15 protein-coding genes are annotated in these 13582 nt (G+C 67.5%); 4 read left to right on the top strand and 11 right to left on the bottom strand.

The window, feature by feature from the left end:
• Window positions 1-57 precede the first annotated feature (57 nt).
• The gene (locus tag AC5Y36_RS08715; RefSeq protein WP_500040471.1) at window positions 58-1563 is read right to left on the bottom strand and encodes a carboxylesterase/lipase family protein; all 1506 of its coding nucleotides are present in this window, start codon (window positions 1561-1563) and stop codon (window positions 58-60) included.
• Window positions 1564-1595: 32 nt separating this feature from the next.
• Between AC5Y36_RS08715 and AC5Y36_RS08710 the strand changes: the two genes are divergently transcribed.
• Entirely contained in the window at window positions 1596-2249 is a 654-nt protein-coding gene (locus AC5Y36_RS08710; RefSeq protein ID WP_500040470.1) for a hypothetical protein, read from the top strand.
• A 5-nt stretch (window positions 2250-2254) separates the two neighbouring features.
• On the opposite strand, the gene AC5Y36_RS08705 is transcribed toward AC5Y36_RS08710, so the two are convergent.
• Complete coding sequence (locus tag AC5Y36_RS08705; RefSeq protein ID WP_500040469.1) at window positions 2255-2593, bottom strand: hypothetical protein; 339 nt, start codon at window positions 2591-2593, stop codon at window positions 2255-2257.
• Window positions 2594-2732: 139 nt separating this feature from the next.
• Here AC5Y36_RS08705 and AC5Y36_RS08700 point away from each other — a divergent pair, with 139 nt between their 5' ends.
• Window positions 2733-3068: an RNA polymerase-binding protein RbpA gene (locus tag AC5Y36_RS08700; protein WP_500040468.1), complete on the top strand. Its 336-nt coding sequence runs from the start codon at window positions 2733-2735 to the stop codon at window positions 3066-3068.
• Between the two features lie 30 nt (window positions 3069-3098).
• On the opposite strand, the gene AC5Y36_RS08695 is transcribed toward AC5Y36_RS08700, so the two are convergent.
• The 5 genes from AC5Y36_RS08695 to AC5Y36_RS08675 all read right to left on the bottom strand — a co-directional run bounded on the left by AC5Y36_RS08695 (window position 3099) and on the right by AC5Y36_RS08675 (window position 9001).
• Window positions 3099-4295 carry a hypothetical protein gene (locus AC5Y36_RS08695; RefSeq protein WP_500040467.1) on the bottom strand — a complete coding sequence of 399 codons (1197 nt, stop codon included), beginning with the start codon at window positions 4293-4295 and terminating at the stop codon, window positions 3099-3101.
• A 92-nt stretch (window positions 4296-4387) separates the two neighbouring features.
• On the bottom strand, window positions 4388-5173 hold the full coding sequence (locus tag AC5Y36_RS08690) for a polyprenol monophosphomannose synthase (protein ID WP_500040466.1): 786 nt from the start codon (window positions 5171-5173) through the stop codon (window positions 4388-4390).
• Entirely contained in the window at window positions 5170-6945 is a 1776-nt protein-coding gene (gene lnt / locus AC5Y36_RS08685) for an apolipoprotein N-acyltransferase (protein ID WP_500040465.1), read from the bottom strand. The genes AC5Y36_RS08690 and lnt overlap by 4 nt, the downstream gene beginning before the upstream one ends.
• Window positions 6938-8512, bottom strand: a complete 1575-nt coding sequence (locus tag AC5Y36_RS08680; RefSeq protein ID WP_500040464.1) for an amidohydrolase — start codon at window positions 8510-8512, stop codon at window positions 6938-6940. Before AC5Y36_RS08680 ends, lnt begins: the two co-directional genes overlap by 8 nt.
• A 9-nt stretch (window positions 8513-8521) precedes the next feature.
• On the bottom strand, window positions 8522-9001 hold the full coding sequence (locus tag AC5Y36_RS08675) for an FxsA family protein (RefSeq protein ID WP_500040463.1): 480 nt from the start codon (window positions 8999-9001) through the stop codon (window positions 8522-8524).
• Window positions 9002-9070: 69 nt separating this feature from the next.
• Between AC5Y36_RS08675 and AC5Y36_RS08670 the strand changes: the two genes are divergently transcribed.
• Window positions 9071-9763: a dienelactone hydrolase family protein gene (locus AC5Y36_RS08670; RefSeq protein WP_500040462.1), complete on the top strand. Its 693-nt coding sequence runs from the start codon at window positions 9071-9073 to the stop codon at window positions 9761-9763.
• Between the two features lie 17 nt (window positions 9764-9780).
• Here the strand turns inward: AC5Y36_RS08670 and ric are convergent, their stop codons facing one another.
• The 4 genes from ric to AC5Y36_RS08650 form a co-directional block, all read right to left on the bottom strand.
• A complete protein-coding gene (gene ric / locus AC5Y36_RS08665; protein ID WP_500040461.1) occupies window positions 9781-10464 on the bottom strand; it encodes an iron-sulfur cluster repair di-iron protein in 684 nt (227 codons plus the stop codon).
• An 86-nt stretch (window positions 10465-10550) separates the two neighbouring features.
• Window positions 10551-10934 carry a PPOX class F420-dependent oxidoreductase gene (locus AC5Y36_RS08660; protein ID WP_500040460.1) on the bottom strand — a complete coding sequence of 128 codons (384 nt, stop codon included), beginning with the start codon at window positions 10932-10934 and terminating at the stop codon, window positions 10551-10553.
• Between the two features lie 47 nt (window positions 10935-10981).
• Window positions 10982-12433: a flavin-containing monooxygenase gene (locus AC5Y36_RS08655; protein WP_500040459.1), complete on the bottom strand. Its 1452-nt coding sequence runs from the start codon at window positions 12431-12433 to the stop codon at window positions 10982-10984.
• A gap of 152 nt (window positions 12434-12585) precedes the next feature.
• Window positions 12586-12972, bottom strand: a complete 387-nt coding sequence (locus tag AC5Y36_RS08650; protein ID WP_500040458.1) for a nuclear transport factor 2 family protein — start codon at window positions 12970-12972, stop codon at window positions 12586-12588.
• A gap of 226 nt (window positions 12973-13198) precedes the next feature.
• On the opposite strand from AC5Y36_RS08650, the gene AC5Y36_RS08645 reads away from it, so the two are divergent.
• A complete protein-coding gene (locus AC5Y36_RS08645) occupies window positions 13199-13435 on the top strand; it encodes a hypothetical protein (RefSeq protein WP_500040457.1) in 237 nt (78 codons plus the stop codon).
• Window positions 13436-13582: the final 147 nt, after the last annotated feature.

Genomic DNA, 13582 nt, shown 5'->3' with positions numbered 1-13582 from the left:
CCTTTTTCAGTGGATTTGGGGCACATTTGCGTCTGCTCGCCGGAGAGGGTGGGGGTCTCAGCGGACCAGGGTGAAGCCCTGCCAGGCCTTGCGGCGTTCCGGGTGGGGGTCGTATTCGACCCGGCATTTGCGGTCGAAGACCAGCACCGCGCGGTCGGCCTCGGTGTAGACCGGCCAGTCGTCCCCCGGCACCCCGTCGCGGCCGAACGCCAGCCAGCGCCGCTGCACCTGGCTGCTGACCTTCAACGCGGCCCGGCGGTCGGCTGCGGCGGTCAACAGGCCGCCGAACCGTGTCCGATACAGGTCGAAGACCGCGAACAGCTCGGTGGCGTGGGTGGCACCCAGTCCCGCCCACCGCAGCAGGCGCGGGGCGTAGTCGTAGCGGTACAGGTAGGTGGGCGCGTGCGCGCCGTGCGCTTCGGCGATATCCCAGGCGGCCGAGCCGAAGGCGAAGTCGCCACCGAGGCGGATGCAGGCGGCGCGCCGGGGATAGTCCGGGTAGGCGGCCGTGATCCGTTCGCGCACAGCCGGTTCCACTTCGGCCAGCAGCGCCTCCACCATCGGTTCGGTGGTGGGCAGCATCTGCAGGAACCGGGTGAAGAGCCGGCCCTCCTCGGCGTTGGTTCCGACGATCAGCGGTACCCGATGAGCTTCGCCGCGCCGCATGGCCTCGACCGGATCCAGCGGCAGGAAGTCGTCACCGCACGACGGACCGAGCGGGAAGGCGCCCAGCATGTCGTCCACGCCGTCGTCGATCAACCGGTCCTGGGCGTCAACGAGTTCGGTGGGCGATGCCGCCATCAGCGCCTCAGCGGCGTTGCCGCCGCGGGCACCGAGCAGGGCCGCGAATTTCCGGGCGAACTCACCGGCCAACTCGGTGGAACGCACCATGCCCGAGGCCGGACTCTCCGCGATCACCCGGCTGAACAGCCCTTGGGCGGACGGCACGGCCAGCAGGGTGGACACGATGTGCGCCCCGGCGCTCTCACCGAAGATGGTGACGTTGTCGGGGTCGCCGCCGAAGGCGCCGATGTTGTCGCGCACCCAGCCCAGCGCCAGGACCACGTCGCGCAGAAACAGGTTGCTGTCAAAGGTGGTGTCCGGCGTGGACAGCGACGACAGGTCGAGGCAGCCCAGCGCACCCAGCCGGTAGTTGACCGACACGTACACGCAACCCCGCCGGGCCAGCGCCGCACCGTCGTAAAGCGGTGTGGCCGAACTGCCCAGGATGTAGCCGCCGCCATAGATGAACACCATGACCGGCAGCGGTCCCGGCTCGGCGACCTCGGGCACCACCACGTTGAGGGTCAGGCAGTCCTCCCCCATCGGCTGGTATCTGCCCGGACTGAGCATGGTGTACATGCGCTGTTGGGGTGGGCAGTTGGTGTAGCCGTGGCAGTGCCGCACCCCCGACCACGGCTCGGCGGGTTGTGGCGCCCGCAACCGCAGCCGCCCGACCGGTGGGCGGGCGTACGGAATGGAGCGCCACCGGTGCACACCGTCGCGGGTGAACCCTTCGACGATGCCGGTGGCCGTGGATACGCGGACGGTGTCTGCGTGCATGCGCTGACGGTAGCAACCGCTACTCTGGCGGAATGCGGGTTGCGGTGCTTGTCGGAGTGTCGGTGCTTTTCGCCGGCTGCTCGCACGCCACCACCCGGGCGCCGGAACCATCGGTGACCAGCACGTCCGCGTCGTCGCACCCGACCACGTCGACCGCGCAGCCATCGGTTGCTCCGGGCGCGGGCGCCCCGATCGCCGATGTGATGGCCTGGGTTCAGGCCGGCCGCCCTGCCGACGCCGCCGGATATCACGGCGCGACGCTGGCCGGCACCACCACCGACCTCGGTGAGGACGTCGCCTTCACCGCCGGCGACATCCGGTGCGTCACACAGCACACAAAGACGCTGTCCTGCATGGTCGATCTGACGTCCCCGCCGCCCCGCCCACCGGACGTCTATGGGGAATGGAAGGGAAACTGGGTCGACTTCGACGGGCCCAGCCTGCAGGTCGGATCCGCGCATGGCGACCCTGGGCCATTCTTGGCCGGCGACGGTCAGCCGCTGCCCGACGGCCAGACCCTGGCGTTCGGGGACTTCCGCTGCCGTGCCGGGCAGGTCGCCCTGGTGTGCGTGAATTATGCGCACCGCGCGGCGGTGCGGATGGCCGCACCCGGTGTCGAGGCGTTCGGCTGCCTGCATCCGGTGGTACCTGCGCCGGCAGACGCGGGCAAGCGGTTTGCCTGCTAGAACGCTCAGCGCCAGCCGTCCGCGGCGCGAGCCGCTCGCAGCAGGCTGTCGCACAGGTTCCGCAATTCGGCCGGCTCAGCCCCCTCTTCCAGGGCGGTGGCGACGTCCTCGGCCGCACACCGCACCTGATAGACGCGGTCGGACAGCGAGGCTGCCTCGTCGGCGGACAGCACCACCGCATCGGGTGGCAACGCAGCGGCCAGCCCACCGTTGAGCTGGGCACGTTGTTCGTAGGCACGCTGGCGGCAGGACTGGCGACAGTACTGCCGGCGCCGACCCGTCCCGCTGTCGGCCACGTCACGGCCACACCAGCGGCACGGTTGCGGGTTGCCACGGCGTCTCACGGCTGACGACTGTAGTCCGCCTGGCGCCGCGAGCCCGGGAACCCCGGTATCATGGATGGTCGCGTCGGGTGAATCCGGGAACTACTCCGATCGCTGCTGCGTTGTGGGCCCGGAGAAATCTTGCAAGAGGAGTGTGACGATGGCTGATCGGGTACTGCGGGGCAGTCGCCTCGGCGCTGTGAGCTACGAGACCGACCGCAACCACGACCTGGCGCCACGTCAAGTGGCGCGGTACCGCACGGAGAACGGCGAAGAGTTCGAGGTCCCGTTCGCCGACGACGCCGAGATTCCCGGCACCTGGATCTGCCGCAACGGCATGGAAGGCACCTTGATCGAGGGTGACCTGCCCGAGCCCAAGAAGGTCAAGCCGCCGCGCACCCACTGGGACATGCTGTTGGAGCGTCGCTCCGTCGAGGAGCTCGATGAGCTGCTCAAGGAGCGTCTCGATTTGATCAAGTCGCGCCGTCGCGGCTAGCTGACCCACCCGTTCGCGGGCGGGCAGCGGTCAGAACCAGAAATTGAACGGCGGCTCCAGGCCGTCGCCTGGGAAAAAGACGCTGGGGTCGAAGGCCGAGGGGTCGAACAGCTGGGACTCCAGGGCCGCCCACGACGACACGTCGTAGGTTTCCCACGGCGTCACCAACCAGGCTCCGACGGCGTCGCCGCCGTCATCGCCAGGCCCGACCAGGTCGATGTAGTTGTAGCCGAAGCCGCCGCCAAAGTTGTAGAGGTCGATCACGCCGTGGTCGATGTTGGTGTGCGCAATTTCCGGCAGCAGAATTTGCTGTTCGGAGATCCCGTTGAATGCTCCGTTGTACACCAGGTGGTCGATGAAGTTGGCGTGTACACCATCGACAGAGAAATGGTCGGCGGAGTCGAACGGTTGGCCGTTCACCGTCACGTTGTTCTCAAAAAATTCCTGCGCATACGACGCGATGTTGTTCGAATCGAAGTTGAGCGTCCAGGTGCCGTATGCGGTACTTCCGAGGACGTCGCCGGTCTGGTAGTTGACCGTGGGATCACCCACCAGGTCGAAGCCAAACGGATTGGCCATCATGTTGGCCGGGAGGGTGAGATCGAACAGCTGGCTTTCCATGTACGCCATGTCGCCGTAGTCCCCGCCGTTTTCCCACGAGGACACGTCATAGGTGCCGTTCGGGGTCACCAACAAGACGCCGACGGCATGCTGTACACCATCACTGTTCAGATGGGTGACGCCGGGCCCGACGAGGTCGATGTAGAGATATCCGTAGCCGGCGCCGAAGTTGTGCAGGTCGATCACGCCGCCGTCGATGTTGCTGCCGGGGATGCTCGGCAGCAAAATCTGCTGTTCCTGATAGCCGTAGGACATCGTCTTATTGATGATGGTGGCCGGCAGATCATCTGCGATCAGCGCATTGCTGTCTGACAACGGCTCGCCGTGGAATGTCACACCGCTGGCGGTAAAAAAATGGTCGAGGGCCTGATGAAAGTCGCTCGAATCGAGGTTTACCGATTGATGACCGTAGGCAATCGCTTGATTCGCGTTGTCGGTCTGGTAGAGGAACGTCGGGTCACCGTTGTAGCTGATGCCGAACGGATTATCCGTGAACGAGACGGCAGCGGCGTTCGGGCCGGCGGCGGCGGCCACCCCCATCGCCAATGACATCGCCGCCGCGAAGCCGCCGGAGACCAAAGTGACGGATGTGGTGATGCGGTTCATGCCGACCTTTCCCCTGGTGGGTCGGCCCCCCACCGACCCCATTCGCAAGGAGGCTACGGGATCGACTCAGCTTCGTCTAGGGATACGCTCAGTTAGCGTGCGTCGCTGACCGGGACGGCCCGGGACCGATGCATCCGTCCGCTGATTCCCCAGCGTGCGACCTTGACCAACGCTTCACGGATGTTCGATCCGCTCATTTTGGAGACGCCGAGCTCGCGTTCGGTGAAGGTGATCGGCACCTCGACGACGGTGAATCCGTTGTTGACGGTCCGCCAGGTCAAGTCGATCTGGAAGCAGTAGCCCTTGGAGTCCACCGCGGACAGGTCGATCTTCTCCAGCACCTCGCGGCGATACGCGCGATAGCCGGCGGTGATGTCGTGAATACCGACCCCGAGCAGCAGCCGCGAATAGGTGTTGGCGGTCTTGGACAGCGCCAGGCGCCGCCACGGCCAGTTGCGCACCGTTCCGCCCTTGACGTAGCGCGAGCCGATCGCCAGATCGGCCCCGGCGTCGACGGCGTCGAGCAGCCGGTGCAGCTGCTCGGGCGCGTGGCTGCCGTCGGCGTCCATCTCCACCAGCACCGCGTACCCCCGGGCCAGGCCCCAGGCGAAACTCGCCAGGTACGCCGCCCCCAAGCCGTCCTTGGCGGTGCGGTGCATGACATGCACCTCGTCGGGTGCCGCGGCGGCCAGTTCGTCGGCCAGCTGCCCGGTGCCGTCCGGGCTGCCGTCGTCGACGATCAGGACGTGCACATCGGGGCGCGCCGTGCGGACTCGGCCGAGGATCAGCGGGAGATTCTCCAGCTCGTTATAGGTGGGAATCACCACCAGGGTGCGCTCGCTGGGGCGTTGCTGTCCCTCGTCACCGGCGGGGGTCATGTGGCTCCTCTGTGTGGCGGGCCTGCGTCGTCCGCCGACCGGCGACGCCGCGTGAACAATCTATTGTGCAGGATCGCGGCGATCACAGCCGCTCCCCCCGCCCCGACCAGCAGCCATTGCACCATCGGGCCCCAGCGGGTGGCGGGCGTGAGGTGCGTCTTGAGCCGCACCGCAACGTCGAGGTACGCGGGCTCGAAGAACTCGGTGCGGCCCAATTCGTGGCCATCGGGGGCGATCACCGCACTGATGCCGGTGGTGCCGGCGACCACGACGTAGCGATCGTGCTCGACGGCCCGCGCCTTGGCGAACGCCAACTGCTGCTGGCTCATCGCCTGGTCGAAAGTGGCGTTGTTGGTGGGAACCGCCAGCAGTTGTGCCCCGTTGAGCACCGACTCGCGCGGCGCACGATCGAAGATCACCTCCCAGCAGGTGGTCACCCCGACCGGGACGCCGGCGGCGTGCACGACGCCGTCGCCGTCGCCGGGCACGAAATAGCCGGCCCGGTCGGCGTAGGACGACAGGTGCCGGAAGAAGCCGCGCCAGGGCAGGTACTCGCCGAACGGCTGGACGATGCGTTTGTCGTGGTGGTCGGCGGGGCCGGTCACCGGATCCCACACCACCACGGTGTTGCTGGACTGCGGGTTGTCCGGCGTCCAGTCCGGGCCGGCGCGCACGGTGCCCACCAGGATGGGGGCGCCGATGGCCTGGGCGGCACGTGCGACGAGCTGCCCGGCATCGATGTTGACCAGCGGATCGATGTCTGAGGAGTTCTCCGGCCAGACGACGAATTGGGGCTGGGGGGCGCGTCCGGCGTGGACGTCCTCGGCGAGCCGCAGGGTCTCCCGGACGTGGTACTCGAGCACCTCCCGGCGTTGCGCATTGAAGTCCAGCCCGAGCCGGGGCACGTTGCCCTGCACGGCGGCGACGGCGATGGCGGGCTCGTTGCCGGCCGCCATCCCGGAGTGCCGAACCCCGGGCCACACCAGGACGGCGCCGAACAGCACCAGGCAGATACACAGACCCGGCATCAGCACCGCCGGAGGTGCGCCGTGCTCGTCGGGCACCGCGCTGCGCTCGCGTCGCAGCCATCGGATGATCTCCAGGCCGAGCGCGGTCACCGCGCAGCCGACCAGCACCGTCGCCGCCGACAACAGGGCCACCCCGCCGACGGCCACCAACGGCAGCAATGGCCCGCCCGTTTGGCCGAAGCCCACCACGCCCCAGGGGAATCCACCGAACGGGACGGTCGATTTCGCCCACTCCTGGGCGACCCACAGCAGCGCGAACCACAGCGGCCAGCCGGGCAGGCCCCGGACCACGACGGCCAACAGCCCGAACAGGGCCGGAAACAGCGCGCACATCACCGCAAGCACCAGCCAGGGCGGGATTCCGACGAGCTCGCTGACCCAGGGCAGCAGCGGCAGATAGAACGCGAGACCGAACAGGAAGCCGTATCCGAAGCCGCCGGCAGCGCTGGTCGCTGAACGGGTCAGTACCGCCGCCAACAGCACGAACGCAACCACCGCCGCCCACCACCAATCCAACGGCGGGAAACTGGCACACAGCAGCAAACCGGCGATGATCGTGGTGCTCAGTTGCGGTAGCCGATCGGCCGTCGCGGCACCGAGCACACGCAGCCGCCGCGCCAGCGCTGCACGCAGCCGGGTCAGCAGGTCCGGCGGCGACGCGCCGGCGGTCTGCGCGAACTCGGGATCGTCCGTGTCGGTGGCTACCGGGGCGCTGTCGTCCCCCGGCAGCACGTCGTCAGCCATGTAGGACCGCGCCCCGGTGCACGGTCCGTCGGCAGCGTGGCAGGGCATCGCCGGCGTCGAGGCGGGGCAGCGCCGGCACCCGCGACCTCGGGTCGGTCGACCACCGCTCCGTCCCGTCGTGCGGCGCGCTCACGCTGAGTTCTGCGGTGTCCCAAATGGCGTAGCTGGCCGGCGCGCCCGGCACCAGGGTGCCCGTCATTGCGTCCCGCACGCCGCTGGCACGCCAGCCGCCGCGGGTTGCCGCGGCGAACGCGGCCCGCATCGACACGGCACTGCCGGGGGTCTGGTGGCTGGCCGCGGCACGCACGGTGGCCCAGGGGTTGAGCCCGGTGACCGGAGCGTCGGAACCGAACGCGAGAGGCACGCCATGGGATGCTAGCAGGGAAAACGGGTTGAGTTTGCTGGCGCGTTCGACGCCGAGGCGTTGCGCGTACATCCCGGCCGGTCCGCCCCACAGCGCATCGAAATTGGGCTGCATGCTGGCGATGACGCCCCACGCGCCGAGCTTGGCGGACTGCTCGGCGGTCACCATCTCCAGATGCTCCAGCCGGTGCCCGCAACCGGCGACCGCAGCCACCCCGAACTGGTCGACAACCCGCTCGAACGCGATGACCGCTGCCGTCACGGCGGCATCGCCGATCACGTGGAAGCCGGCCGTGATGCCGGCCTGCGTGCACGCCCACAGATGGGCGGTGACGGCGTCGGCATCGAGGTTGCGGTAGCCGGTACAGGTCGGGTCGTCGGCATACGGCTGGTGCAGCCAGGCGGTGTGCGATCCCAGGGCACCGTCGACGAACAGGTCTCCGGCCAGCCCGTGCGCGCCGGTGTGCTCCAGCAACTCGCGTGCCTGTGCGGTGCTGGTCACCGCCTCACCCCAGTAGCCGATCACTTCCACGGGGTGTTGAAGGGCACGCAGTTCGCGCCAATCATCCAGCCCGCCGATGTCGGGTCCGGCGCACTCGTGGACGGCGACGATGCCGTGGGCGGCGGCGGCGGTCAGCGCTGCGGTACGGGCCTCGGCGCGCTGTTCGGCGGTCAACAGATCGCGGGCGGCCGCCCGCACGCGGTGGTGGTCCCGTTCGGACAGCGGCGCGGTCGCCGCCAGATCGGGGATCTGGCGCAGCAGCGCGGTCGAGGCCAGGGCCGAATGCACGTCGACGCGGGCCAGGTAGGCGGGCCGGTTGCCGACCACCGCGTCCAGTTCGGCAATGTTCGGGGCGGTTTTGTCCGGCCAGTCGGTCTCATCCCAGCCGTGGCCCCATATCGGCTGGTCGGGATGGCTGGCGGTGTACTCGGCGATCAGCCGCAGGCAGTGCTGCCGCGAGGTCGCGGCCCGCAGATCCAGGCCGGACAGGGTGAGTCCGGTGGCCGTGACGTGGACGTGGCTGTCCACGAACGCCGGCGCCACGAAGGCGCCGTCGAGGTCGACCACCTCGGCGTCGGGGAACTGGTCACGCCCGACGGCGTCGCTGCCGAGCCAGGCGACCACCCCGTCGCGTACCGCCATCGCGGTGGCATCCGGATTTGTCGGGCTGTGCACCCGGCCACCGATCAGCAGTGTGGTCATCCGCCAAAACTACGACGTGGCCCTGTCCGGGAGGTCGGCTGGTTCCCCGTCGATCACATCGATGACCTCGCCGTCGATGTAGTCGCCTCGCCCGCCCGCATCGTGGTGCACCGTGACCAGCGGGGTACGCCGGCCGATACCCCGAACAGCCAGCGCGGTGAGCGCGGGGCGCGCGATCGCCCGGGTCGGCGGCACCAACAGCAGCAGCCCGGCCACGGTGGTGACCAAGCCGGGAACCACGATCAGCAGGCTGCCCGCCGCGACCAGCGCCCCGTCGGTGACGGTGCCGGCCGGGTCGGTCAGCCCGGACCGCAGCCCGGACTGCAGCCGGGCCAGCTGGCGGCTGGCCTGGGCGCCGGCCAAGCCCAAACCCACGACGAAGGTGCCCAACACCAGCAGCAGCGTCCAGCTGAACCCGATCGTCGAGACGAGCGCGACCAGCACGGCCAGCTCGATGAGCACATAGACGAGAAATAATCGCGTCAACATGTCCAACCAACGTTGGCGAGCACCCAACGGTTCCTTGGGTAGCGGTCGACCGGCGCATAGATTGGGCCCATGGCGACTATCGAGATCTCGACACCCGACGGCCCCATCGACGGCCTGCTCAGCGTCCCGTCCGGTACCGGGCCCTGGCCCGGGGTCGTGGTCATCCACGACGCGATCGGTTACGGGCCGGACAACGAGGCGACTTCGGAGCACATCGCCGCCGCCGGATATCTCGCACTCACCCCGAACATGTATGCCCGTGGCGGCCGGGCGCGCTGCATCACACGGGTCATGCGGGAGCTGTTGACCCAGCGCGGCCGCGCCCTCGACGACATTCTGGCCGCCCGCAGCCATTTGCTGTCGATGCCGGAGTGCTCGGGCTCGGTCGGCATCGCCGGCTTCTGCATGGGCGGCCAGTTCGCGTTGGTCATGTCGCCCAGGGGTTTTGATGCCGCCGCACCGTTCTACGGTGTCCCCCTGCCACGCCACCTCGACGAGACGCTGAACGGCGCGTGCCCGATCGTGGCCAGTTTCGGTGGCCGCGACCCGCTCGGGATCGGCGCACCCGCCCGGCTGCGCAGAGTCGTTCAGCAGAAAGGCATCCCCGCCGATATCAAGGTCTATCCCCGGGTCGGGCACAGCTTCGCCAACAATCTGCCGGCCCAGCCGCTGATCCGGGTGGCCGGGTTCGGCTACGACGAGGCCGCGACCAACGACGCCTGGGCCCGGGTGTTCTCATTCTTCAGCGAGCACCTCACCTGACCCGCTGCGCACCGGATTCAGGCGCCGGCCAACACCCGGGGAAACAGCACGTTGTTCTCCTTGTGCACGTGCATGTGCAGATCTGATTCGATCTCGGCCAGGCCCGCCAGCATCGCGGTGTAGGTGGGGCAGGCGTCGTCGGGAACCCGATAGCCGTCGGTGAGCTGGCGCAACTCGGCGAGCAACTCCCCCGCGTGGTCGTGTTCGGTGATGGTGTCCTGCAAGGCCGCCCGCAATTCGTCGCTCAGCACCGGCTGGGTTGCCCGGGCAAGCGCCACGACCTCGGGGAACAGCGCGGTTTCCTCATTGCGCAGATGCGGCTCGATGGAGGCACGCAACTCTTCGAAGGCATCCCGGACCCGGGTGAGTTCGGCGTGGTTGGGGCCGTGCACCCGGGCCACCTTGTCGACGATCCCGGACAGCCGCGGAAACTCGTCCCACAGGAACTGGTGGTGGCTGCCGATGATGTGCTCGATCAGCGCGATGTCGTCGAGGTCGGCCCATTCGGCCTGCCGGCCGGGCTGTTCGCCGAGTGCGGACAGAAGTTCCGCAACGTCGACCGAGGCCGCGGCACACGCCTGCGCGATGGATCGCCGCCCGTTGCAGCAGTAGTCGATGCCGAAACGCTCCAGAATGCGGGTGCGGGTCGGGTCCGCCGTGACGACGTCGCCGACCAAGGTCTCGGAGGTGTAAGTGGCCATCGGAGCTCCTCGGTGTGCGCTGCGCGATCTCGTACCGCCCAATTTAGATGAGCATAGTCCACTATTTATATCCGGGGTACCCCCCGTCAGGCCGCCAGACGCAACTCCAGCCCGACGTTGTTGTGCATGCCGCCGCGTAGCTTGCTGAAGAAGTTGAACACCCGACCGACGATCGGGTACCGCCGGCCGATCGCGTCGTAGACGGCACCGTTGTCCGCCTTGTCCAGGACCCTGGCGGTCGCCTCCACGGCCTCGCTCTTGGGGTTGCCGCGCATATCGCAGGCAGCCAGTGTGACCCGCGGGGTATTGCGAATCCGCTTGACCTTCCAGGACTTCTCCTCGGTGATCACCAGCAGACGCTCACCGTCGGCTGCCGCCCAGATCGCGGTCGGCTTGGGCCTGCCGTCCTTGGTGAAGGTGGTCAGCAGCAGGTAATCGGATTTCGCGAGGTCAGCGAAGGTGGGAGACATGGCGTCCAACTTACCGACACACACCGGCGCCGGCCGGTTTGCCGCGATCAGCGCACGTCGAAATCGGCGAGCTGAGGTTGCCGCAACAGATCACGGTGCCGCTCCGGAGTCCACGGGAACAATTCGGGCAGGCCGTCCTTACCCAGGTACCAGCTGCTGCATCCTGTGACCCAGATAGTCTGCGGCATAGCGGCTTTCATGGCCTCGTTGTAGTCCTTGGTCGCCGTTTCGGTGGGGGCGGCGGCGGCCACCCGCCCGTCGCGGATCCGGTTGATCCACCACATCGCGTAATCGGCCTGGTCCTCGGCGATCGGGATCAGCGATTGGTTGCCGATCGGTGAGTGCGGACCCATCAGCATGAAAAGGTTCGGGAATCCGGGGACCGCCACCGACCGGTATGCGTGCGGCCCGTCGACCCACACGTCGTCGAGCGAGACACCGTGCTCGCCGATCACCTCCATCGGGCGCACATATGCCCGCGCATCGAACCCGGTCGCGAACACCAACACATCGAGTTCGTGCAGGATGCCGTCAGCGGTGACCACACCCCCGGGCTCGATGCGGTCGATCGCCTCGGTGACCACCTCGACACCCGGTTGCTGCACGGATCGATAGAAGTGCCCGGCCATCACCTGCCGCTTACACATCGGCTGATAGGCGGGCGTGAGTTTGGCCCGCAACACGCGATCGCGCACCGAGAGCCGCAGGTTCCATCGGCACAGCGCCTGGATCAACCTGCGCCGCAGGCCGGGCTGGATGGTGGCGCGACCGAATGACTGCCGGATAAACCAGCCCCAGAACCGGTATCCGATCCCGTTCAATTTCGGCCAGCGTCGCAGCGCCGCTCGTGTCAGCGACGAGTAGCGCGGGTTGGGCATCGGATACACCCATTGCGCGGTGCGCTGGAAGACCGTCAGCCCACGCACTTTTCCGCCGAGGTCCGCGGTGATCTGGATGCCGGTGGACCCGGTGCCGATCAGACCGATCCGCTTGTCCGGCAACGACACGGAGTGGTCCCAGCGCGACGAGTGGAACACCGGTCCGGCGAAGCTGTCCCGCCCCGGAATGTCGGGGTAGCGGGGCACCCGCAACACGCCGGTGGCGGTGATGAGCACATCGAATGACATCTGACCTGAGGAGGTGGTCAGCCACCAGCGTCCGTCGTCGTAGCGCGCCGAGGTGACGTCGGTGCCGAAGTGGATGTGCGGGCGGATGCCCCGTTCGTCGGCTACCTGCCGGAAGTAGGCCTGGATCTCCGGGCCGGGCGGCAGTAGATGCGACCAGTCCGGGTTGGGCCGAAACGAATACGAGTAGTAGCGCGATGGCACGTCGCAGGTCAGCCCGGGATAGGTATTGTCGCGCCAGGTCCCGCCAACCTCATCGGCCTTCTCGAAGATGGTGAACGAGTGGATGCCGGCGTCTTGCAGCTTGACCGCCATGCACAGGCCCGACATACCCGCGCCGATGATCGCGATGTGAACTGGGCGTTGCTGCGCCATCCCGACCACCGCCTCAGGCAGGAAACTCGACGATACCCCGGATGTTCTTGCCTTCGCGTGGATCCGCGAAAGCGTCGTTGATCTCGTCGAGTCCGGAGCGGCACATGGTCTGTGTCATCGAATCGAGGCCATCCGTTGACGGTGCGACGGGGCTAACCGGCGGCTACGCGTTTGGAGCCGAAGATGCGTTCCTGCATAGCGGTATCCGGGAACGATTGCGCGCTGACGATTTTGCCGTCGCGGAAGGTGTAGACATCGGCTTCCTGTGAGGTTTCCCCGGCGTCGGTGACTTCGGTCACCACGACCACCACGTCTCCGTCGGCCAAAAACCTCTTGGCCTCTACCGCAGTCGACTTCGCTGCGAGCTGACCCAACAGGCCGGTCAATTCGTCTTTACCGCGGTAGGTCCCACTGATCATGCTCTCGCCGCCGATGGTCCACTCCACCGAGTCGCTGAACATACTCAACGCTGTCTCCAGGTCGCCGGCGTTGAACGCCGCGTAGCCCTTCTTGGTTGCCTCAATATTCGCATCGGACATCAGAACGCCTTCTCTACCTTGTTGTAACGCTTAGTCGAATGGGCGGATTCACGATCCGCCTGCGGACAGTCTCCGGCGCGGCACTGCGAGCACCTAGGGTAGGCGACTACCTGAATTCGGTGGCGGACTCGCGTCGAGAACGCAGGCGACGACCGGTCGGCCGCTGCCGTCATAGATGCTTCATCTCCCGTGACATCCGCGCCGCCTCAAAGCAGGGAGACTCCAAGTGCGGGCAGGGCGGGTGTGGGTGCGGAAGGTGCGGGTGCGGCATGGGGTGCTGTTCGAGGGCGTCATGGAGTGCCGAGACGATCGTCGACAGCAACCAGACGTGGTGATGCACCTGCATGTGCGGTGGGACGCCCGACGCTGCGCTGGCAGCGCTTTGCTGTTCGGTCGCGGCATCGGGATCCGGTCGAGGCTGGTGGCCGACGGTAAGCGGTTCCCCAAGCCGCGATCGCGATGAAGGTGGCGCTAACGCATGAGACATGTGCCTGGGCCTTCCGGGTCGCTGTTGACTGACAGGGTTCACAAAATCATCCGGACGCGGCCAATTCCTCATCCATACGAATGAGATTGAGCGACTCCGACGAAATCGGGTAGGCAGCTACCC

Source organism: Mycobacterium sp. NGS50, from assembly GCF_059812545.1.
This window is presented reverse-complemented; position numbering and strand designations above follow the sequence as displayed.

Coding starts and splice junctions, on each gene's coding strand:
- AC5Y36_RS08675 (WP_500040463.1), bottom strand. CDS start 9,001: ATGTTGACGCGATTATTTCTCGTCTATGTGCTCATCGAGCTGGCCGTG.
- AC5Y36_RS08700 (WP_500040468.1), top strand. CDS start 2,733: ATGGCTGATCGGGTACTGCGGGGCAGTCGCCTCGGCGCTGTGAGCTAC.
- AC5Y36_RS08715 (WP_500040471.1), bottom strand. CDS start 1,563: ATGCACGCAGACACCGTCCGCGTATCCACGGCCACCGGCATCGTCGAA.
- lnt (WP_500040465.1), bottom strand. CDS start 6,945: ATGGCTGACGACGTGCTGCCGGGGGACGACAGCGCCCCGGTAGCCACC.
- AC5Y36_RS08695 (WP_500040467.1), bottom strand. CDS start 4,295: ATGAACCGCATCACCACATCCGTCACTTTGGTCTCCGGCGGCTTCGCG.
- AC5Y36_RS08690 (WP_500040466.1), bottom strand. CDS start 5,173: ATGACCCCCGCCGGTGACGAGGGACAGCAACGCCCCAGCGAGCGCACC.
- ric (WP_500040461.1), bottom strand. CDS start 10,464: ATGGCCACTTACACCTCCGAGACCTTGGTCGGCGACGTCGTCACGGCG.
- AC5Y36_RS08660 (WP_500040460.1), bottom strand. CDS start 10,934: ATGTCTCCCACCTTCGCTGACCTCGCGAAATCCGATTACCTGCTGCTG.
- AC5Y36_RS08670 (WP_500040462.1), top strand. CDS start 9,071: ATGGCGACTATCGAGATCTCGACACCCGACGGCCCCATCGACGGCCTG.
- AC5Y36_RS08655 (WP_500040459.1), bottom strand. CDS start 12,433: ATGGCGCAGCAACGCCCAGTTCACATCGCGATCATCGGCGCGGGTATG.
- AC5Y36_RS08680 (WP_500040464.1), bottom strand. CDS start 8,512: ATGACCACACTGCTGATCGGTGGCCGGGTGCACAGCCCGACAAATCCG.
- AC5Y36_RS08710 (WP_500040470.1), top strand. CDS start 1,596: ATGCGGGTTGCGGTGCTTGTCGGAGTGTCGGTGCTTTTCGCCGGCTGC.
- AC5Y36_RS08650 (WP_500040458.1), bottom strand. CDS start 12,972: ATGTCCGATGCGAATATTGAGGCAACCAAGAAGGGCTACGCGGCGTTC.